Origin of the sequence: Pedobacter steynii (genome assembly GCF_001721645.1) — a bacterium.
GTDB lineage: Bacteria > Bacteroidota > Bacteroidia > Sphingobacteriales > Sphingobacteriaceae > Pedobacter > Pedobacter steynii_A.
Window position 1 is genome coordinate 2580888 of the sequence record NZ_CP017141.1, and the last position, 22140, is coordinate 2603027.

Consider the following 22140-nt stretch of genomic DNA (forward strand, 5'->3'; position numbering starts at 1 on the left):
ATTAATTTCATATATTTTTTTGTTGGAGAATATATAATATGCTTCTTTGCAACAAAAGACTTATTGATAAATGAAAACCATCAAGCAATTTCTGGCTGAGATAAAAAGAGGTGATTTTTTGCCTTTAGCAAGAGTGCTGACTATGGTAGAAAATGATCTTGTCGGAAGTAAGGAGTTATTACAAGAAATTCAGAGTAATCAGGATGTTCCTGTAATCGGAATTACTGGCCCACCGGGTGCCGGGAAAAGTACACTGGTGAATGCGATGATTGAAAAACTTGTTCTTCAGGGTAAAAAGATAGCTGTTTTAGCTGTAGATCCCACTTCACCGTTTAATCTGGGCTCACTATTGGGGGATCGCATCAGGATGTCTGCGCACTTTAATAAGCCAGGTGTCTTTATCCGCTCCATTGCAACTCGTGGCTCTGTAGGGGGCTTGTCAGCCAGAATTATCGAAATGGTAGATGTTTTGAGGGCTGCAGATTTTGATTATGTAATTGTAGAAACGGTAGGGGTTGGCCAATCTGAAATAGAAATAGCGGGCTTAGCAGATCTGACAATTGTTGTTCTGGTACCGGAAGCGGGTGATGAAATTCAACACATTAAATCCGGACTGATGGAAATAGGAAATGTTTTTGTAGTCAATAAAGCAGATAGGGATGGAGCGCTGAGCTTTGCTAATAACCTGACAAAAATGCTCCATCAACGTAAGGTTGCAGTTCCCGTTTTCAAAACCGTAGCCGATAAAAATATAGGAGTTGATGAGTTGCTGTCATGGATAGCCAATACGCGCGGAGAAGATAAAAAGAGACGATTATTTTTATATACAGAGAAAGCCTTCAAGCTGATTCAGCAGGATCGGATGAAAAATGTAGAGAAAGCAGACCTACAGATAAAGATCAGTGAAGCTATTGATCATAAAGAATTCAACCTATATCAATTTGTGAAACAATATGATAAATTCTGATTACTTAACTATTTTGTAGTTTTTGTATTCCATTAATCTAAACCCTGTAAGAAGGTATATTTTTTCCAGGATTCTTCTCCGAAAGCTCAATTTCTGACGAGCCTTTGTTGGATCAAAGCTGAATTTCCAGTTGACTGCTTTAATGCGGTTAGTCATTACAGCAGGATGAGTTCCCGTAAAGTGAATCAGGCGATCGGCATTTCCATAATCAAAGGAAGCTGTCTCTGGAATGACTTCCGTTGTTGCATTTTCATCATAAAACGTGTCGAAATTTTGTTTTTTGCGGACAAGTCCTATCGGAGGTTTGACCCAACCATAATGGTTAATATACGCATCAATTAATTTAACCTTTATTTTCCTTCCATCAATACGAAATCCCTGAGCATCGCGATAAGACTGCACATTGAGCTTCCTTTTGATGACTCTGATTTCACGTCTATACCATCTTCTGGACTCTGCAATGTAATCGTAAGATCCATAAAAATGATGGTAATTAAATAAAAGCCCCTCTATCCTCTGGTCATTTAGATTTTCTTTCATTTCCTGATAGATGACCTCAAGATCTTTTTCATGAACACATTCGTCACCCTGTATATAAAAAGCCCAATCTATGTTGCTGGATATGGCCTGGAATGCTTTGTCAGTCTCAAGTGCAAAAACGCGCCCACCCTCCCTTAAATTATCGTCCCAGACCGTGTCGATGATTTTTATTTTCGGGGAATCGATTTCTTCTATGAGTTTTCGGGTTTCATCCTCAGATTTGCCGACAGCGACAATAAACTCATCACAAATGGGAAGGATTGAATTGATGGCTTCTACAATCGAATAATCATTTATCACTGCATTTCTGATAAATGTAAAACCTGCAATTTTCATAGTGTTTTTTATAGTTAACGGGCTAATTCGCCAAAGATAGTTTTATTCAGGAAAATATATCTGGGAAGATCATGACTATGCTTATTCAGGGCGAAGAACCGGTTTTGTAAGTTGCGCTTTTTTCCAGTGCTCCCCCTCATTGTATAGGGAAAATTTACTGAAAAGATATTTAAACTTCAGATGGCCATTATAATCTGTACCTAATACCCTATGCTTAATATCAGGATTTTCTTCCAGTGCACGTTCAATCGCTTTTGTGTAAACAGATGGGCCTGTCATTTGATGAACATCATGCGGATAGGAATTGTGTTCAATATTTTCACAAACGAGCTCAAGAGTTTTTTTGAGGAAAGGATGACCAGCCTCAAATACTAATGCCCATTGCACATATAAGCCCGGGTTTTTTTCCGATGAGATAATTGCAGAATCATCAGACCGGATAAAATCGTCCAGCTTTCCTCTGATTGAACTATCAATATCAAGATAAACACCACCTTTTCTTAATAGAACTGCATATCTGAAAAAGTCGGCTTTTGCAGCGCCTATGTTCAGACGTTGATAAGCTTTTAGAATTTTTTCGTTAAATTCCTCGGACAGGAATTTCTCTATCCGATGATCATCATAAAATTCATATTGATATTCTGAATTTTTTTTTCTAAACCTTGATATATGCCAACGCGTCAGCCAGGGCAATTTGGATGATTTAAATGTCTGATGTATAATCTTTGGTATTGCCATGGAGCAGAAATATGAAAGGCGCTTGGTATTTATTTTTTAGTTGCGACGCAAAAATATAGAATTGTCTTGAAAAAAGGACTTTCTTGTATCAGGGAGTAGGACATTTCTGTTATGAGGACGATCTGACAAAGCTAATCTCCGACAAAAAGACAACAAGGTGTATGTTTTACACCACAAGTATAGTGTTTTTATGTTAAGGAATTGTAATCTGGCGAGGAAAATCTTATCGTGTTGGTTTTCAGAGTGTTTTGATGTTTTTAAAACAAGCCTCAGTCCAGATTGTATGTTCTCTTGTGAGATAATATTCTTCTGATTAAAGGGGGATATTTAGGTAATTAGTGACACTTTCTAAGTTTGGAACGGAGTTTGTAAGGCTATTGTGAGAATTTAAAAATTTGTTTAATTTTGCTACACAAAAAAATTATACAATTAAAATTTGTTTAACCTTAAAAAAGAAAATTATGAATTATTCTACTTTAAAAAAGGGTCTTGCAGTCTCTTTCGTAGCATTAATGGGAGCAACGACTCTTGCTAGTGCACAAGATGCTCCAGCGACTTCATCTTCAGCCAAGGTATTTGGTGGAAGAGGACAGTACAGATCTTGGTCAATCGGTGTTAACGGTGGTGTTTTATCTCCATTTGTTGCAATCGGTGGATCAAACGATTTTACTAATTTCGACGTAAACTTAGGTTACGGACTTTCATTGAGAAAACAATTAGGTCATGCATTCGGTTTAGAAGGTAACATTTTCCGCGGAAAAGTTTCTGGAACTAACAAAGATGCTGTTGGTGGTGCTGTTAATGGAATCAAAGAATTTGAAACTGAAATGCAGTATGCAGTAGATTTAAGAGGTGTTGTTAACGTAGCAACTGTTGACTTCTTACGTCGCGAAAACTCTGTAAACTTCTTCGTAACTGCTGGTTACGGTTTAGTAGCTTACAATCCTAAAGTTAACGGTGTTGACCAAAAAGGTAAATGGGGTGAAGATGGAGATAAAGACTTCGTAAAAGAAGCTTATATCCCAGTTGGAGCTGGTGTTAAATTTAAAGTTTCTGACCGTGTGTCATTTAATTTAGGTTACACTATGCACTTCGTAGATGGAGATAATTTTGATGGAGTATATGCTAAAGCAACTTCTAAAGATAAATTCTCTTACGGATACGCAGGTCTAGAATTCTCTCTAGGTTCTAAATCTAAACCAAACTTGGATTGGGTTAATCCACTAGCTTTAATGTATGATGAATTGAAAGATCCTTCATTACGTCAGGAAGTTGAAGCTTTGAAAACTCGCGTATCTAACGTTGAACAATCTGTTGAAGCTTTGAAAAAAGATTCTGATGGTGACGGTGTTGCTGATCAATTCGATAAATGTCCAGGTACTCCAGCAGGAACTGCAGTTGATGGTTCAGGATGTCCTCTACCTAAAGTAGAGACAGTTGTTGCTCCAAACACAGGTAACGTAACTGGCTTCGAAACTATTCAATTTGAATTCAACAGTTCAGTTTTAAAAACTGAGTCTTACCCTACTTTAGATAAATTGTCTTCAGTATTGCGTGAAAACGGTGGTAAAGTAACTGTAAACGGTTACGCTTCAAGCGAAGGTACTGCTGCATACAATGTGAAATTATCTAAAGACAGAGCTAACTCTGTTAAAACTTACTTAGTTAACTCTGGGGTTAACGCTAGTCAAGTTGTAACTAAAGGTCATGGTGAAGCTAATCCAATCGCTTCAAACGATACTGAAGAAGGTCGTATCCAAAACCGTCGCGTTGAATCTGCTAGAAACTAATTTGTTTCCAAGTAAATATTAAAAAAGAGGGCTTCAATTTTGAAGCCCTCTTTTTTTTATTCCTACATTTGTAACTGTATGTATCTATTCAGAAAAAAAGACCCTAATAGGCCCAGTAATATCAATTTGAAAATCATGCATGTGATTAATGCAATCGCAATTACAATGTTTATCGCAGGTATACTTTGGAAATTAATAGACTTGATTTGTCTGGAATAGACAATATCCTAAGCAGCCGAACCTCTGAATTTTAGAACGAAATAAAACTATATAAAAATGAAGCAGATATTCAACACCAACAATGCTCCGGCACCAATTGGTCCTTACAGTCAGGCTGTAAAAGCAAATGGTTTCTTATTCCTATCAGGTCAGGTTGCTATCAATCCACAAACTGGAGAACTTACCCAGTCTTCCATTGCTGAGGAAACCCATCAGGTAATGAGAAATATCAAAGCAGTATTATTAGAGGCTTCTTATAACTTTAACGATGTGGTAAAGACGACCATCTTTCTGACGGATATGGATTTGTTTGCAGAAGTAAATGAGGTTTATGGTTCTTATTTTGAAAGCAGCAGTAACTTTCCTGCACGTGAAACCGTTGCAGTTAAAGGATTACCTAAGGGCGTGAATGTTGAAATCTCTATCATAGCTTGTAAGGGCTAAGTTTTGGGGAAGTCAAATTTGAGGTACTTCTTTGCGGGAGTTTTATCATTTGCTATCTGGGGATTTTTCTCTATTCCATTGAGAAATCTTAAAGCCTTTCCTTCTCAGGAAATACTTTATTACAGGATATTTACGTCTATGGTCTTCCTATGGGTTGCAATTCTGGTTTTCAGAAAAAAGCAAATTAGAAAAGACCTGGATTATCTTGCCGGGCTGAAAAGAAAAGAGAAACAGACCATAGGCTTTCAACTTGTTGCTTCTACTGTTTTATTAACCTCGAATTGGTACACCTATATTTATGCAGTGAATAATGTCAGTCTCCAGTCTGCAGCTTTTGCTTATATGGTTTGTCCGTTAATTACCGCATTTGGAGGTTTTATCCTACTTAAAGAGCATCTTTCCAGATTAAAGCTAATCTCTCTGGGGATCGCTTTGCTCAGTATTATTTTACTGGCCACGGGTTCCTTTGTGGAAGTGATGTGGTCTGTAGCGATTGCTTCATTGTATGCATTTTATCTGATTATACAGCGTAAGATGAAGCACCTTGATAAGCTGAATGTGCTGGCCACTCAGATTGGTATGGCAGTTCTGATGATGTTGCCTTTCTACTTTTTTGAGCATGGAAATATTCCTGACAGCACCTGGTTTTGGGGTAACATCACTGTTGTGGCGGTATTATTCACCATTATTCCTCTTTTTTTAAGTTTATATGCCTTGATTGGTATTCCTTCCTCAACTCTTGGAATCATCATTTATACTAATCCGATTATTGCTTTTACAGTAGCTATTCTATATTTTAATGAGCAGGTGGATTCAAATAAACTACTTGCCTATCTATTGTTGCTAACATCTGTAATCGTATTTAATTGGAGCATACTAAAAGATATACTTACCTTTAAGAAAAAAAATATTTAAAGCCTTGTTTGCTGCTACTTTAGATACCACCATCGAATATCTTAAAGGTGTAGGGCCTAAGCGCGCTGAACTTTTACAAAAAGAGCTGCGCATATATACCTATGATGACCTGCTCAATTATTTTCCTTTTCGCTATATTGACAGAACAAGGTTCTATAAAATTAATGAGCTCGATACCGATCTTCCTTATGTCCAGATTCTTGGACGGATAACAGGAAAGGAACAGATTGGGGAAAAACATAAAAAAAGAATTGTTGCCCGTCTTACTGATGAGACAGGATCTATCGAGCTGGTTTGGTTTCAAAGCTTAAAATGGGTTGACGAAAATGTTTCTCGTGGTAAAGTCTATATTGTTTTTGGTAAGCCTACAGCCTTTAATGGCTCCTTCAGTATCTCCCATCCGGAACTGGAAAGTTATCCAAGACCGGCCACGATCACTGGGAATTTAAGGTTGCAACCGGTATATAATTCTACCGAAAAGCTAAAGAAATTTTTTCTTGATAGTAAAGGAATTCAGAAGTTGCAAACACTTGTGATCGAGCAATTACTACCGGAAGTCAAAGAAAGTATGCCTGCTTATATCCTGGATAAATACCAAATGGTAACTAAAAAGGAAGCTCTTTTAAGTATTCATTTCCCCCGAGATGTAAAGGCGCTGAAGGGAGCGGAAAGAAGATTGAAATTTGAAGAGTTATTCTTTATACAACTGCAGCTACTACATAATAAACAAATCAGAGAATGGAAGTTCAAAGGACACCAATTTAATGCTGTTGGGGAGGCTGTAAATACCTTTTATAAAGAGATACTTCCTTTTGAATTAACTGGTGCTCAAAAACGTGTGATCAAGGAAATCCGCATGGATACCCAGAGGGGGATTCAAATGAACCGGCTGGTGCAGGGAGATGTAGGTAGCGGAAAAACGGTTGTTGCCTTGATGAGTATGTTACTTGCCATTGATAATGGTTATCAGGCTTGTATGATGGCGCCGACGGAGATCCTGGCCAGACAGCATTATGAATCTATAGCCTCGCTATTAGACGGACGACTCGCAAAAGTTGCAATTCTAACAGGCAGTACGACAAAAAAACAAAGAACGAAGCTTCATGAAGAGCTAGAGGCCGGAGAAATAGATATTCTGGTTGGTACTCATGCGCTCATTGAAGATAAAGTGGTATTCAAATATCTGGCCTTGGTTGTTATCGATGAACAACACCGCTTTGGAGTGGAGCAACGGGCCAAACTATGGCGTAAAAATGTCGTTCCTCCACATATTCTGGTGATGACTGCGACTCCAATTCCTCGTACTTTGGCGATGACCTTATATGGCGACCTGGATGTATCTGTGATCGACGAATTGCCAGTCGGAAGAAAGCCAATTGAGACTCGTCACTTATATGAAGGACAAAGATTACGGATGTTTGGGTTTATGAAGGAGGAAATTGCGAAGGGACGTCAGGTGTATGTGGTGTATCCTTTGATTAAAGAAAGTGAGAAGCTGGATCTTTTACATCTGGAAGCGGGAGTGGAGCAAATGAGTTATCAGTTTCCAAGACCAGACTACCAGATCAGCATTGTGCACGGGAAAATGAGCAATGCTGATAAGCAATTTGAAATGCAGCGTTTCATTGAAGGGAAGAGTCAGATCATGGTGGCGACAACCGTGATTGAGGTTGGCGTTAATGTTCCAAACGCTTCTGTTATGATCATTGAAAATGCAGAACGCTTCGGGTTGTCCCAGCTGCATCAGTTAAGGGGACGCGTAGGACGGGGAGCGGAGCAGTCTTATTGTATTTTGATGTCAGGAAACAAACTTAGTGTAGATGGTCGCCTTAGACTGGATACTATGGTGAAAACAAATAATGGTTTTGAAATTTCCGAAATAGACTTGCAGCTTCGCGGCCCGGGAGACATTACAGGTACTCAGCAAAGCGGAGTATTGGAATTGAAGTTAGCTGATCTGGCTACAGATCAGCTAATTCTGCAGGAAGCCAGAAATACCGTTATCAATATTCTGGAGGGAGATCCAAAACTGGAGCTCCCGGAAAATAGTTTGTTGAAAACATACCTCAACAAGAGAAGCCGAGGTATTGCTTTCGATAAAATCTCTTAATCTTCGTCACTGCCAGGAAGAGAGCCTGATCCGGAATAGGCACCCTTTCTGATAACTGGCATGCCGAGGTGCTTATATAAATCGTCTAAATGCATCAGACTTCCATTCGTTAAGTTACCCAAAAAGATCACCACGATGTTTTTTTGAAAATCACGCACATAGATGTGTCTGAAGCCATGCCACCAGCCAGTGTGATAAACCACTTTTCTGCCATTTTCCCCATCAAACATTCTCCAGCCGTAACCATAGTTGAAGTGTCCGTTGATTGCTTTATTATGCCCTTTATATGCAGAGTCTAAACTTTCTTTCTTTAAAAGACGGCCATTTTTAAGCGCCTTGTCATACAGAACAAGGTCATGCAGTGTACTGTAAATTCCTTTATCACCAACAGGGCCGTCCAGAAAGTTCTGAACTACTGAATATCTCCAGGTGCGGTCATGGCCAATTACATCAACCGGAATCTTGGGATAAACCGTTGTAGAGTATACATGTGTGTGTTTCATTCCCGAAGGTTTGAAAATATTTTCCATCATATAATCTGCATAGGGTTTGCCAGTTACCTTTTCTATAATGGCAGCCAATACCATATAGTTAGAGTTGTTGTAGTGAAAGCGGGTATCCGGTTTGGCATAGCGATTTGGCTTATGTTCTGCAATGAGGTTCATGACATCGTTATTGCTCATAGGCTTTTTCTTGTCCTTCCATATGCCGTCAGTGAAATAAACATAGTTCATCATTCCACTGCGGTGCGTGAGGAGTAATTTTATATTAATCCCCTCGTACGGGAAATTAGGATAGAATTTTTTCACATCATCCGTTAAATGTAGTTTTCCCTGTTCTATCAGTTGCATAATTGCAGTTCCGGTAAAAGTTTTAGTTACGGAGGCAAGTTCAAACTCAGAGTTTATTTTCAGGCTATCGCGGTGTAGATAATCGGCCCAGCCAATGGCCTTCTCGTAAAGAATTTTACCATCTTTTGCAACAAGCATATTCCCATTGAAGCCATATTTTTTATGTAAATTATCTACAAAGTTGGCGATGAATTTGTCGCCTTTGGCTGGATTGTAAACCAATAGAAGGCTGTCAGCTTTGTCATCTTCTGCAGTTCGTTCCTTACTCGGAATGGAGTGAGCTGCATTTTTCTTTGAATTGGAGCAGGCAAAAAATAAAAAAGTGGCCATTGAAGCCACGGCTAAGATATTACGATAAGTCATGTATAAATAAGATACTTTTAAACGCCCGAAAAATAAGGAATATTAAGGCTTTAAACGCAAAAGAGTTTTAAACATTGTTAGATTATAAGCTTTGTTTTCAGAATGTTTTGTTTTTTAGCTCAGGTAATCCTGCAGATCCATTTTTCAGTAGCCTCGAGCCATGGGTAATTCATATCCGAAATGCATTTTTTCGCTTTTTCTGAACTGTATTAAACATCTGACAATAATGCCCCTTTTAAAAGTATAAAAAACCTAAATTTGCGAAATAAAATATTTAACACTATGAATTTTAGAACCGAACACGATACCATGGGTGAAGTGCAGGTACCTGCCGATAAATATTGGGGGGCTCAGACTGAACGTTCACGTAATAATTTTAAAATAGGGCCAGAGGCATCTATGCCAAAGGAGATCATACACGCTTTTGGTTACCTTAAAAAAGCCGCGGCATTGGCGAATACAGAATTAGGTGTCCTGACTGCTGAAAAAGCAGCTTTAATTGCAAAAGCCTGTGATGAAGTGATTGCTGGTACTCTAGATGAACAATTCCCTCTGGTAATCTGGCAAACAGGCTCAGGAACGCAAAGCAACATGAATGCAAATGAGGTGATTGCCTACCGGGCCCATGTTTTAAATGGTGGTGATCTTGCTGATGAAAAAAAAGTGTTGCATCCGAATGATGATGTGAACAAATCTCAGTCTTCTAATGATACTTATCCTACGGCAATGCATATTGCAGCTTATAAGCAGGCTGTAGAAATTACCATTCCGGGGTTAGAGAAACTGCGCAATACTTTAGAAAAAAAAGTAGCTGAATTCGGTAATATCGTAAAAACAGGACGGACACATTTTATGGACGCCACTCCGCTTACTTTAGGTCAGGAGTTTTCCGGGTATGTTCAACAAATTGACAATAGCATCAGGGCTATAAAAAATGCATTGGTGATGATCAGTGAGCTTGCTCTTGGAGGCACTGCTGTTGGTACTGGATTAAATACACCGAAGGGATATGATATATTAGTTGCTAAGAAAATAGCTGAATTAACCGGCCTTCCTTTTGTAACTGCCCCAAATAAGTTTGAGGCCCTTGCTGCGCACGATGCGATGGTAGAGCTTTCTGCTGCTTATAAACGAACAGCCGTTTCTTTGATGAAAGTGGCTAACGACATTAGAATGTTAAGTTCTGGCCCACGTTGTGGAATCGGTGAAATCATTATTCCTGATAATGAGCCTGGATCTTCTATTATGCCAGGTAAAGTTAATCCAACACAGCCGGAGGCATTGACAATGGTGTGTGCTCAGGTGATGGGTAACGATGTTACTGTTGGGATTGGTGGAAGCAATGGTCATTTTGAACTGAATGTTTTCAAACCCGTAATTGCCGCTAATGTGTTACAATCGGGTCGTTTGATTGGAGATGCCTGTGTTTCATTTAATGACAAATGTGCTGAAGGGATTTTGCCTAACCTTCCTGAAATTAAAAAACATTTAGAGAACTCTCTGATGTTAGTTACCGCATTAAATCCTCATGTAGGTTATGAGAACGCAGCGAAAATTGCTAAAAAAGCACATAAAGAAAATAAAACCCTGCGTGCTGCGGCAATTGAACTTGAATTGCTTACCGGAGAACAGTTCGATGAATGGGTTCGTCCGGAAGATATGGTTGGCAGTTTAAAATAATTTAATAAAAATACCCGATATGTGGAGATTGATAGGTTCTCTTTTACTCATTTCCGGCTTGTTTGCATCATGCAGCAGGTTACCTAATGTACAAGGGAAAGGTGAGGCTTTTTTACAGGGTGTTTGGAATCAGGATAGTATCCCGAATGCGGGGAAGTTGCTAAGTTATACCCAACATAAATTTAAGTTCACGTGTGATTCGTTCTACGTCGATTTAACGACGCATTCCAAGGTAAACTACTATCCTGATTCCTGTTTTAATAATGGCACCTGGAAGGAGTTTGCCAAAGGAGTATATGAGGTTCGTAATGACAGCCTGATTCTGGAAGGTACCTACACCAAAGCTAATTATAAGCAAAAGATTTCCGGATGCTATCAGATTGGAAGATATATTAAAAGTTTTTATATCAAGTCCTTTGAACCAACTAAGTTACTGCTCCAAAGCGCCAGTGACCAAAGGGAATGTAACCTCGTTTTGAAAGAGAAGGTTATTTGCGAGCCGAAAGAACTCTAAATCTGTTTCTAAAATATATACTAATGAAGATGAAATCAATCAACAGGTCATTAAAAGTTGCCTTAACCGTTATAATAATGGCTTATTTCCCCCTGACAGCGAATGCATGGGGAATGCTTGGCCATAGAATTGTTGGACAGATAGCAGAGAGCCATCTTACCAAAAAAGCGTTTAAAGGTGTAAAAAGCGTATTGGGCACAGAAAGCTTGGCCATGGCCAGTAATTGGGGTGATTTTATCAAATCGGATACAGCGTATAATTATTTGTATAACTGGCATTTTGTAAACCTTCCCGGCAGTATGGATCAGCAGGGCATTTTTAACTTCCTGGATGCTGAACAGGGACCCAATGTGTACAATAAAATCCCTGAGATGATATCTGTATTGAAGAACCCGCAAAGCACTGCTGATCAAAAGAAGCTGGCTATGCGCATGCTTGTCCATTTGGTTGGGGATTTAAACCAGCCTATGCATACTGCACGCAAAGAGGACCTTGGCGGAAATAAGGTGTATATTACCTGGTTCGGAGCAAAATCTAACCTACATAAGGTTTGGGATGAAGGGCTGATCGACTATCAGCAATTAAGTTATACCGAATACGCGGATGCCATTAATCATCCTTCAGATGATCAATTGACAAAATGGAAAAGCAGCTCTCTAAAGGATTTCGTTTATGGCTCTTATGAGGCTTGTAATAAGATTTATGAGAATACCAAACCTGAAGAAAAGTTAAGTTATAAATACAATTTTGATTTTATAGCGCTTTTAAACACACAGTTGTTAAAAGGAGGAATCTGTCTGGCCAATATCCTTAACGACATTTATAGCTAGTGCCAATGAAAATTTTGATGGTTTGTTTAGGCAATATTTGCCGCTCCCCTTTAGCGGAAGGAATCATGCGCCATTTGGTCGATCAGCAGGAATTAGGCTGGGAGATCGCCTCTGCAGGAACTGGAGACTGGCATGTAAACGAACCTGCTGATAAAAGAAGTATTTCGGTTGCTAGGCAGTTTGGTTATGATATCTCTAAACAAAGAGCAAAACATTTTAACCGGGATCATTTTGATGAATTTGACTTGATTTTGGTAATGGACCAAAATAATTTAAAGGATGTCCTTAAACTTGCCAGCGGGCAGGAACAACGTAATAAAGTATCGATGTTTCTTCCTGATGATCTTGAAGTCGCAGATCCTTATTTTGACGAACGCCTCTTTGAACCTGTATTTCTGCAAATCGAAGCGCGTTGTAAGCAACTGATAGATGAAATAAAAGCGAATAAATAAAGAAAACTATCTTAGATACTATGCAATTACCTAAATTATTTATGTTGATGCTCGGTTGCACTCCGCCACCACGTCGCATAGAACAACACGATATGCTCTTTTCCATTGCCGATTCGTTGAAAGATCTAAAACAAGAGATACTGGATTTTTGGCCTGAGGCCGGAGAAAAGATCCATGTAGATGCCTGGCGTGAGGTGACTGAAGTAGATGGCTATAAAATACAGGTTGTGCCGAAAGGAAGCATCTCTAATCAAATAAATAGCTTGTTTTTTATGAATCTGGGCGGTTATAAGCGCGGTGAGTTTGATGAACCCCATTACAAAATGCTGATTGTTGCTGCGGATAAAGCGGCTGCTATCCAGCAGGCTAAACAAACCGCATTCTATAAGCATACAGGTTTTGAAGGAGCAACTTCTCATATCGATGATAAATATGGGGTCGATGTAGATGATGCCTTTGAAATTGTAGATGTGCTTTCCGAGGACCTGAAACTTCAATATGACCTAAGGATTGAACTTGATGAAGAGCTAGTTAAAGATGAGATTCATCTCGGCTATTTAAAATTCAGTAAAATATAAAGAAAAAAGGACCAACCTTTTTAAATCCTGCACATCTGTACCGTTCTTACAGGAGGTATCAATGTGCAGGATTTTTAGCTTATTTTACATTCCGAATTCTTTATCTACATAATCTGATACCTTAGTGATTGCACCATCTATTGTATCACTTAAGATAGTAATGAATGATCCTGAGCGGGCGGTAGCAATAATATACTTCAGACAATCATCTCCACTATTGTTAATGATGATATCCATATCGGGTTTTACCTGACGAATGGATTCTATCTGTAAGTCAATTAACTCCTGTTGGTTACGGCCGCGCAGGTATTTTTCCTGACAAATAATGATTTTGTCAAACATCTGGGCAGCAATCTTTGCAGTCTCCCTGATATCAGAATCCCTTCTGTCTCCTGTAGCTGATATTACTCCGATATGTTCGGTTGCGTCAATGGTTTTTAAATAAGACTTGATGCCATTATATCCATCAGGATTATGTGCAAAGTCAACCATTATTTTAAACTCTTTGAATTTAAAAGTGTTCATCCTTCCTGGTGTTTGTGCGGCGGAAGGAATAAAGGTTTCCAGTGACATACGGATGTCTTCAATCTTGTAGCCCCAAAGAAAGGTTGCCAATGTAGCTGCGAGTACATTCTGAATCATGAAATCAACACTGCCACCAAAAGTTAGTGGAACATGGGTTACTTTTTCTACCCTGATTTTCCAGTCACCTTTTTTAATCGTGATATAACCATTTTCATAAATTGCCGCTATTCCTCCTTTTTTGCAATGCTCAACGATTATAGGGTTGTTCTCATCCATGCTAAAATAGGCGATATTACAATCAGCAGTAGCAGCAATTTTGATACAATATTTATTGTCGGCATTTAGTACTCCCCACCCACTTCTTTTTACAGCACCAATAACTACTCCTTTAACCCTGGTCAGGTCGTCAAGGGTATGGATGTCAGAGATACCTAAATGATCCTCCTGAATATTCGTGACCACGCCAATATCACATTTGTTGAAGCCCAGACCGGCCCTGAGAATTCCACCTCTTGCCGTTTCCAGAACAGCGAATTCTACTGTCGGGTCCCTGAGAATAAATTCTGCACTTACCGGGCCTGTGGTATCACCTTTCATCAGCATGGTATTCTGCACATAGATTCCGTCTGAGGTTGTAAATCCAACGCGGGTTCCGTTACTTTTAACAATATGAGCAATTAGCCTTGATGTCGTTGTCTTTCCATTGGTTCCGGTTACTGCGATTATGGGAATTATAGCCGATTTTCCAGGAGGATAAAGCATGTCGATTACTGGGGCAGCAACATTCCTTGGTAGGCCCTCGCTTGGAGCAAGGTGCATCCTAAATCCCGGCGCCGCATTTACTTCAAGTACAACACCCCCGTTTTCAGTTAGTGGCTGAGTCAGATTTTCAGCCATGATATCGATCCCGCATATGTCGAGTCCAATGACCCTGGAGATACGCTCACTAATGAATACATTTTGAGGGTGAACAAGATCAGTCACATCAATAGAGGTCCCGCCAGTACTTAAATTCGCTGTAGATTTGAGGTAAACAATTTCTCCCTGTGAAGGAACTGTTTCCAATGTGTATTCTTTCTTTGCAAGAAGATCTAGCGTGTCACGGTCGACGTTAATCTCTGTTAATACATTCTCATGACCATAGCCTCTTCTTGGATCTGTATTTTCTTTATCGATTAGTTCCTGAATGGTTAGCTGGCCGTTTCCTGTCACATGGGCAGGGACACGAAGTGCTGCTGCAACCATTTTATGGTCTATTACCAGGATTCTGAAGTCATAACCGCTGATGAAACGTTCAATGATAACTTTTCGTGAATAATTTTGTGCATATTCAAAAGCTTCTTTAGCTGCTTCATCAGTTTTTACGTTGATGGTTGCTCCCTTTCCATGATTTCCGTCAAGAGGTTTGAACACTAGCGGATAACCAACTTTTTTGATAGCATCAGCGAGATCATTAGGGTCGGATATGGTTACACCCTTAGCAACGGGAATAGCAGAGTCCTGAAGCAGCCTCTTGGTCTCATCCTTATTGCAGGCAATATCAACGGCTATAGAGTTTGTCTTTTCGGTCATGGTTGCACGGAAACGTACCTGATTTTTTCCGTATCCGAGCTGGACCAGTGAGCTTTTGTTCAATCTGATCCAGGGAATCTGTCTGGAGATTGCTTCGTCTACAATAGAACCGGTACTTGGTCCCAAACGTTCAAGTTCTCTCAACTCACGCATGCGGTGAATGTCATGCTCCAGGTCATAATCAGTTCCATTGATCAATGCTTCAGCAATCCTTACAGAAGCTTCAGCGGCATATAACCCTGCTTTCTCTTCGAGATAACTAAATACCACATTGTAAATGCCCTCAGTTTTGGTCTGACGGGTTCTGCCAAAGCCGGTATCCATTCCCGCAAGTGTTTGAATCTCCAGAGCAATGTGTTCAATTACATGTCCCATCCAGGTTCCTTCCTGGATCCTCATCAGAAATCCACCCGCTGTGCCTTTGGAGCACCGGTGCGTGTATAAACTGGGTATTAATTTTTCAATCCTTTCTGCAAATCCATCTATGACATTCGTCGGATTTTGCTCCATCTCCTCCAGGTCAAGGCGCATTTGAATTAACTTTTTTCTGTTTATAGACCATATGTTTGGTCCGCGTAGCACCTGTATGCCTAATATTTTCATTCTAGATTGGTTATTTTGTGTTGGTAGTGACCATATTATGGGAACTGTTTGTAGCTAATCTTATAAGGTCAATGGAGAGATTAAAGTATAAATATTTTTCGAAAGTTCCACTATTGGCCCGTTAAATGTTAGCAATATCTTTTAAACAAGGTATAGAGGGCTGAAGGGCTCATCAGAAAATTGTTAATAAGGCTGGAATATTAATAAATAATTCCGAGATATTAGGCTAATGCATATATATTTGGAATTATTGGAAATGTAAAGATTTAAGATGACTCCAAAGGGTAAACTAATAATTATAGGTGGTGCGATTAATACCGGAAGTTTTACAGAGACAACTTTCGGATTGCCCCAGAATATGAACTTTTTTGAAAGAGGTATTTTAAAGAAAATTACAACGGAATCATTAAAGGGAACTACTTCTCGTTTCGAAATCATTACTACAGCATCTCTTGTTCCGGAAAGGGTTGGAGAAGAATATATTAAAGCTTTCGTGCAACTGGATGTTCACGATGTAGGGGTGTTAAATATTCATAGTCGTGAGCAGGCAAATGCTGAAGAGAATTGCGATCGTATAAAGGCAGCCGATGTGATCATTTTTACCGGAGGGGATCAATTGCGCCTTTCTTCAATATTTGGCGGAACGGCCATTCATCAGATTCTTTTAGATAAATACCAGGACGAACCGGTAGTGATTGCGGGGACTTCCGCGGGAGCCGCTGCCAGCTCTAAAAATATGATCTATCAGGGTAGCAGTAAAGATGCCTTGTTGAAAGGTGAAGTTAAAATTACAGGTGGGTTAGGCTTTATCGACGGGGTGATTGTGGATACGCATTTTGTACAGCGTGGAAGAATAGGAAGGCTTTTATATGCTACAGCCAGTAATCCTGGTATACTCGGGATTGGTCTGGGAGAAGATACCGGTCTGTATATTTCCAATGGAAATACAATGGAGGCGATAGGTTCAGGAATGGTGATTCTTGTGGATGGTAGAAATATGGCGGATACGAATCTTACAGACGTAGATATGGGTCAACCAGTCTCAATTAACAATATGACGGTTCATGTGATGTGTGATGGAGATATTTATGACCTTATGGCCCATAAGCTGACCATTCATCATCCGAAAGTGGTTTCTATAGATTAATCAAAGATGAAAATAATTATTCATGGTGGTTTTTTTAGTGAGTCTGATACCAATCAGGAAACTAAAAAAGCAAAGCAGGATGCTTTATCTGCAATTGTGAGCCAGTCTCATCATTATTTACAAACGCATACCGCATTGGAGACTGTTATTTATGCTGTCAGTCTGCTGGAAGATGATGAGCTCTTTAATGCCGGCCTGGGTTCTCAGATTCAGAGTGACGGTAAGATTCGCTTAAGTGCTTCCCTGATGGATGGTAAAAGCCAGAAATTTAGTGGGGTCATTAATATTGAAAATGTAAAAAACCCGATTCAGGTAGCTGAAAAGCTGCAGAATTTCGACGATAAAGTTTTAAGTGGTGCCGGTGCCTTAAATTTTGCCCGTCAGCATGGTTTCGATTTTTTTAATCCGATTATTCCACAAAGACAAGAAGAGTACGAACAAAAGCTATTCCAATCCACCAGAACAGGTACCGTAGGATGTGTTGCGTTAGATGCTGAGGGAAACCTCGCCGCGGCAACTTCTACGGGTGGAAAAGGATTTGAAATTCCTTGCCGTGTGAGTGATTCTGCCACTGTTGCAGGAAACTTTGCAAATGAATATGCTGGAATTTCATGTACAGGAGTAGGAGAAGATATTGTAAGTACGGCTTTGGCATCCAAAATTGTTACCCGTGTTACAGATGGTTTTACGTTAAAAGAGGCGAGCGAAAAATCTTTTGCGGAGTTAAAAACTTTTGAGGGTTTTGCCGGAATCATCGGAATCTCTTCTAAAGGAGAGATTTACCATACTGACTCGCACCCCTATATGGTCTGGGCTGCTTTTGATGGTAGTTTACAGGTGTTTAACTAAATTTGTTATATCTTTATCGGATGAACAAAATTTGTTTAGTAATCATTTGCCTGTTGTTTTCAGGGAGGGCGATGACACAAACTAATACTTTTTTAACCCAAGACCCCCCGGTGACGGGCGGAGCGATCAACATTGTGACCTCCAGCCTGGAAGAAGCGGATGGAAATACCTATTTCGCTGAGGCCGTAAAAAATGAAAAACGAGGGGATTTGAACGATGCCCTTACGCTATTTGGTAAAGCCGCATTTGAATATAATAGCTCTAAACTCTTTGTACGTTATGGAGAAGCTTTATTGAGATTGGGAAATGTTCATTTTCTGATGAACCATTATGGAGAGGCAGAACAGGTGATTCTCAATGTTGCTTTGAAAAATTACTCGAGAATAGGAAGTAAAACCGGGCAAATGGAGTCTTACTATCAGTTGGGAAGGATTTATTTTGCCGCCAATAAGCTCACTCAGTCGCTGTGGTTTTATACGCAACAGGGAATTCTCGCGAAACAGGTAAATAATAATAACTCTTATATAGAATCTGTTCTGGGAATTGCGCAGGTTAAAATTAAGAAGAAGGAATATACCCTTGCTTTAAGGGATATCAAGAGAGCTGAATTATTAGCCAAATCATCAAATAGCAGTCAGTTTAAGAGTAAAATTAAGGAAGTAAAGGCACTAATCCCTTCTAAGCCAGTAGCGAAGAAATCCTGAAATGCACTTGTAAAATTATCCTATACCTGTTGATTTTTGTATAGGATTTTTAATTACTTTTGATAAGTTTACAGAAAAGAGACGGTAATATTACTGTCTCTTTTCTGTTTATTCGTGATATTGGTATCATATTAGTTGTGCATTACAAAATGGATTTTAAATTATTCAAAGAGATGTTAAAAAGAACATTACTGGTCACTTTTACCGCGGCTGTACTTGCGTGCCAGGCTTCCCCAAAGCCACAACAATTAGTGAAGGGGGTAAGCAATATTGTGCCGGACGAAAGGCAGTCTTTGGTTGTTAAAGAGGTTGTTGGACTGATCGAAAATTATAATTATAAAAAGATAAAACTCAACGATTCTATTTCTTCACTGATCCTGGATAAGTATATAAAGGACCTAGACCCTTACAAATATTATTTCCTGGCCTCTGATATTAAAGACTTTGAACAGTTTAGAAATACATTGGATGACGATTTTAGAAATGGGGATCTAAGTGCTCCGTTCTACATTTTTAACGTATATCTGAAAAGATATAATGAATGGCTGGCGTATACACTTACCCAGGTAAAATCCAAGTATGACTTTAATCAGGATGATACCTATGTGTTTGACCGGGAGAAAATGCCATGGATCACTTCTCCTGTGGAACTTAACGATGTCTGGAAGAAAAAGGTGAAGTATGACCTGGTTAACCTGAAAATTGCAGGAACAACTCCGGCAAAAAATGTGGAAACCCTGACTAAAAGATATGAAAATTTAAAATCACAAGCTGCAAAAGTTAATAATCAGGATGTATTCCAAACGATTATGGATGCCTTTACAGAGACGATTGATCCCCATACCAATTATTTTAATCCGGTAAATGCTCAGCAGTTTAATGAAGATATGGCACGTTCATTTGAGGGGATTGGTGCAAGGTTAAAACTGGAGAATGATATTCTTAAAATTGATGAAATTATTCCGGGTGGTCCAGCCTTCAAAAGTAAGCTGTTAAGCTCAGGAGATAGGATTGTAGGTGTTGCACAGGGTTCTGGTGAATTTGAAGACATCATCGGCTGGAGAATTGATAATTCTGTCTCTAAGATAAAAGGACCGAAAGGAACTAAGGTGAGATTGAAAATTATCCCGGTTGGACGTGAACTGTCGTCAAAACCTGTCATTATAGAATTGACCAGGGAGCGTATCGTAATGGAAGATCAATCGGCCAAAAAATCGGTAAAGACCATTCAGTCAGAGGGACAGTCTTATAAAATAGGAATCATCAGGGTTCCCGCCTTTTATGCAGATTTTAAAGCTGCAAATGCAGGAGATCCTAATTATAAAAGTACCACTCGAGATGTGAGGTTGTTGATTGATACTTTAAAAAACAAAGATAAAGTAGATGCTATTGTGATGGACTTACGTGCTAACGGCGGCGGTTCATTGGTAGAGGCGATCGATCTGACCGGATTATTCATTGATAAAGGACCCGTAGTACAGGTAAAAGATATTAAGAATAACATTGAAGTGAGCGAAGATACCAATTCAGGTGTTGCCTGGAGTGGGCCTTTTGGAGTGATGGTGGATCGTTTGAGCGCATCAGCTTCTGAAATTTTTGCAGGTGCAATTCAGGATTATGGACGAGGTATCGTTATGGGGACGCAGACCTATGGTAAAGGAACTGTTCAATCTTCAATAGATTTGAACAGACTGGTAAACCCATCTATTTTACAAAGAATAGCAGCGTTGGTAAGTAAGGATGCTAAAACAACTATTAAGACCGTTAATGGAAAAGAGGGGGCTCCTGTTCAATTGGGGCAGATCAACCTGACGATGGCTAAATTTTATCGCGTAACTGGAAGTAGTACCCAACATAAAGGGGTGATGCCTGATATTCAATTTCCTTCGCTTTATCCACTGAATAAAATAGGAGAAGACACAGAACCTTCTGCTTTACCTTGGGACGAGGTACAAAAATCTAATTTCAAGGTAGTTGCTGACCTTAACCCTTTAAAACCGGAATTACTGAAACTTCATGAAGCAAGGATGGCAAATTCTTTGGATTATAAAACATTAGAACAGGATATTGCTGATGTTAAAAAACGAGAAGGAGAGGTCTCTATCACTTTAAACGAAACAAAACTGAAAGCAGAGCGGGATAGTCTGGAGGCTAAATCTCTTGCCAGAATTAACCAGTTGAGGGTTTCGAAAGGATTGGCTCCAGTTAAAAAAGGAGATAAGATTAAGAAAGAAGAAACGTTCGACTTCATAGAGGATGAGAGCTTACAGATCATGGCAGATTTGATGAGGTTTACCAATCCAAATAAAGCCGAATTAGTGAAAGTGAAAGCCGGATTTAATTAGATAGAATTCAAATCTGAACGTTAACTTATTCCAAAAAAAGGGCACATCCATTAGGATGCGCCCTTTTTTTTAGGGGATTATTCTCCCGCCTGGTCTTTTCTGTTCTTTTGTATTTGCATGGCCATCATTTCTTTCATGGTCTTATTCATCCCCTCAGTAGAACCATCCAGAAAAACCACATTTCCATCGCTGTTTTCAGCGAAATGTTTAATCGATTCTGTCCACATGGTAAACAGGATTACAGAAATATCTAGATTTGCCTGTTCCATTTCCTGAGCAGCTTTAGTCATACCATGAGCAACTTCTGCACGAAATAAAGCAATTCCTTGTCCACGTAGCTGAGCTGCTTCTCTTTCTGCTGCCGCCGCAATTTTAATGGCGTTACCATCTGCTTCAGCTCCTTTTGTTTTAGTAATCAGTAGAGCCTGACCTTCATTTTCTGCGGCAGCTTTTAGATTGTTTGAGGCAACCACCCTGCTCATTGAACGCATGATTTCCTCATCAAAGGTGATGTCATTCAGTTGTAAATCCTGAAGGTGATATCCCCAGCTTTCCAGTACCTGATCAATCTGGTGTTTTACATGGTCAACAATTTCATTACGCTGCGCTAAAACGTTGGCCTGGCGCTGTGTTGCTACATATGCCCGGATAGATCCCTCAATGGTACGTATCAGGGCCTGCATCAGGTTGGTTTGATCGACAAATTTAAAAGCTACATTCTTGATGGTTTCCTCATCGTGATTAAGCACAGAATAAAGCAGCATAGCCTTAAAATAAACGTTCGCCTGGTCTTGCGTTACCGCCTGAAAAGAAAGTTCAACAGAGCGGTTCTGAATCGAAATTCTGGAATGAATGTTTTCAACCAGGGGAATCTTCAGGCTTAATCCGGGTCTTAATAGTCGCCGGTACTTGCCAAAAATGGTGATCACCGCGATGGTTCCCTGTTTTACAGTGACAAAAGAACTGATCAGAATAACCAGTGCAAAGAATACGAGAAGGTAAAATGTATAGTCCATAGAATTTTGTTTTAATGATTGGAATAACTCCTTCAAGATACGAACAATTCCA

General features: G+C 39.5%; 20 protein-coding genes. 15 read left to right on the plus strand and 5 right to left on the minus strand.

The window, feature by feature from the left end:
- Nucleotides 1-70: 70 nt before the first annotated feature.
- Nucleotides 71-967 (plus strand): methylmalonyl Co-A mutase-associated GTPase MeaB, encoded by an 897-nt coding sequence (meaB, locus tag BFS30_RS10685; RefSeq protein ID WP_069379281.1) that lies wholly within the window; start codon nt 71-73, stop codon nt 965-967.
- On the opposite strand, the gene BFS30_RS10690 is transcribed toward meaB, so the two are convergent.
- Together BFS30_RS10690 and BFS30_RS10695 are read right to left on the minus strand one after the other, a co-directional pair.
- Entirely contained in the window at nt 968-1843 is an 876-nt protein-coding gene (locus BFS30_RS10690) for a glycosyl transferase (RefSeq protein WP_069379282.1), read from the minus strand. It abuts the gene before it with no gap.
- Nucleotides 1844-1924: 81 nt separating this feature from the next.
- The gene (locus BFS30_RS10695) at nt 1925-2581 is read right to left on the minus strand and encodes a glycosyltransferase family 32 protein (protein ID WP_069379283.1); all 657 of its coding nucleotides are present in this window, start codon (nt 2579-2581) and stop codon (nt 1925-1927) included.
- A 461-nt stretch (nt 2582-3042) separates the two neighbouring features.
- On the opposite strand from BFS30_RS10695, the gene BFS30_RS10700 reads away from it, so the two are divergent.
- The 5 genes from BFS30_RS10700 to recG all read left to right on the plus strand — a co-directional run bounded on the left by BFS30_RS10700 (nt 3043) and on the right by recG (nt 8059).
- On the plus strand, nt 3043-4371 hold the full coding sequence (locus tag BFS30_RS10700; protein ID WP_069382384.1) for an OmpA family protein: 1329 nt from the start codon (nt 3043-3045) through the stop codon (nt 4369-4371).
- A gap of 78 nt (nt 4372-4449) precedes the next feature.
- Nucleotides 4450-4590: a DUF6728 family protein gene (locus tag BFS30_RS28170; protein WP_335645370.1), complete on the plus strand. Its 141-nt coding sequence runs from the start codon at nt 4450-4452 to the stop codon at nt 4588-4590.
- 57 nt (nt 4591-4647) lie between these two features.
- Nucleotides 4648-5034, plus strand: coding sequence for a RidA family protein (locus tag BFS30_RS10705; RefSeq protein WP_069379284.1), 387 nt, complete (start codon nt 4648-4650; stop codon nt 5032-5034).
- Between the two features lie 18 nt (nt 5035-5052).
- A complete protein-coding gene (locus BFS30_RS10710) occupies nt 5053-5949 on the plus strand; it encodes an EamA family transporter (RefSeq protein WP_237028735.1) in 897 nt (298 codons plus the stop codon).
- 4 nt (nt 5950-5953) lie between these two features.
- Nucleotides 5954-8059 carry an ATP-dependent DNA helicase RecG gene (recG, locus tag BFS30_RS10715; RefSeq protein WP_069379286.1) on the plus strand — a complete coding sequence of 702 codons (2106 nt, stop codon included), beginning with the start codon at nt 5954-5956 and terminating at the stop codon, nt 8057-8059.
- On the opposite strand, the gene BFS30_RS10720 is transcribed toward recG, so the two are convergent.
- Nucleotides 8056-9240 (minus strand): serine hydrolase domain-containing protein, encoded by a 1185-nt coding sequence (locus BFS30_RS10720; protein WP_420488420.1) that lies wholly within the window; start codon nt 9238-9240, stop codon nt 8056-8058. The two genes, recG and BFS30_RS10720, sit on opposite strands and share 4 nt — an antisense overlap.
- Before the next feature lie 315 nt (nt 9241-9555).
- Here BFS30_RS10720 and fumC point away from each other — a divergent pair, with 315 nt between their 5' ends.
- Genes fumC through BFS30_RS10745 form a run of 5 tightly spaced genes read left to right on the plus strand, consistent with a single transcriptional unit; the run spans nt 9556 to nt 13327 of the window.
- On the plus strand, nt 9556-10953 hold the full coding sequence (fumC, locus tag BFS30_RS10725) for a class II fumarate hydratase (protein WP_069379288.1): 1398 nt from the start codon (nt 9556-9558) through the stop codon (nt 10951-10953).
- Nucleotides 10954-10972: 19 nt separating this feature from the next.
- Nucleotides 10973-11467 (plus strand): fumarate hydratase, encoded by a 495-nt coding sequence (locus BFS30_RS10730; protein ID WP_069379289.1) that lies wholly within the window; start codon nt 10973-10975, stop codon nt 11465-11467.
- A gap of 23 nt (nt 11468-11490) precedes the next feature.
- Nucleotides 11491-12297, plus strand: coding sequence for a S1/P1 nuclease (locus BFS30_RS10735; RefSeq protein WP_083252014.1), 807 nt, complete (start codon nt 11491-11493; stop codon nt 12295-12297).
- Between the two features lie 5 nt (nt 12298-12302).
- Complete coding sequence (locus BFS30_RS10740) at nt 12303-12749, plus strand: low molecular weight protein-tyrosine-phosphatase (RefSeq protein WP_069379291.1); 447 nt, start codon at nt 12303-12305, stop codon at nt 12747-12749.
- 20 nt (nt 12750-12769) lie between these two features.
- Nucleotides 12770-13327, plus strand: coding sequence for a DUF1543 domain-containing protein (locus BFS30_RS10745; protein WP_069379292.1), 558 nt, complete (start codon nt 12770-12772; stop codon nt 13325-13327).
- An 84-nt stretch (nt 13328-13411) separates the two neighbouring features.
- On the opposite strand, the gene cphA is transcribed toward BFS30_RS10745, so the two are convergent.
- Complete coding sequence (gene cphA, locus BFS30_RS10750) at nt 13412-16027, minus strand: cyanophycin synthetase (RefSeq protein WP_069379293.1); 2616 nt, start codon at nt 16025-16027, stop codon at nt 13412-13414.
- 271 nt (nt 16028-16298) lie between these two features.
- Between cphA and BFS30_RS10755 the strand changes: the two genes are divergently transcribed.
- The 4 genes from BFS30_RS10755 to BFS30_RS10770 all read left to right on the plus strand — a co-directional run bounded on the left by BFS30_RS10755 (nt 16299) and on the right by BFS30_RS10770 (nt 21072).
- The gene (locus BFS30_RS10755; RefSeq protein ID WP_069379294.1) at nt 16299-17174 is read left to right on the plus strand and encodes a cyanophycinase; all 876 of its coding nucleotides are present in this window, start codon (nt 16299-16301) and stop codon (nt 17172-17174) included.
- A 6-nt stretch (nt 17175-17180) separates the two neighbouring features.
- Nucleotides 17181-18023 (plus strand): isoaspartyl peptidase/L-asparaginase, encoded by an 843-nt coding sequence (locus BFS30_RS10760; protein WP_069379295.1) that lies wholly within the window; start codon nt 17181-17183, stop codon nt 18021-18023.
- 20 nt (nt 18024-18043) lie between these two features.
- Complete coding sequence (locus tag BFS30_RS10765) at nt 18044-18727, plus strand: tetratricopeptide repeat protein (RefSeq protein ID WP_069379296.1); 684 nt, start codon at nt 18044-18046, stop codon at nt 18725-18727.
- Nucleotides 18728-18900: 173 nt separating this feature from the next.
- Nucleotides 18901-21072 (plus strand): carboxy terminal-processing peptidase, encoded by a 2172-nt coding sequence (locus BFS30_RS10770; RefSeq protein ID WP_335645371.1) that lies wholly within the window; start codon nt 18901-18903, stop codon nt 21070-21072.
- A 77-nt stretch (nt 21073-21149) separates the two neighbouring features.
- Here the strand turns inward: BFS30_RS10770 and BFS30_RS10775 are convergent, their stop codons facing one another.
- Nucleotides 21150-22088: an SPFH domain-containing protein gene (locus BFS30_RS10775; RefSeq protein ID WP_069379297.1), complete on the minus strand. Its 939-nt coding sequence runs from the start codon at nt 22086-22088 to the stop codon at nt 21150-21152.
- Nucleotides 22089-22140 lie beyond the last annotated feature (52 nt).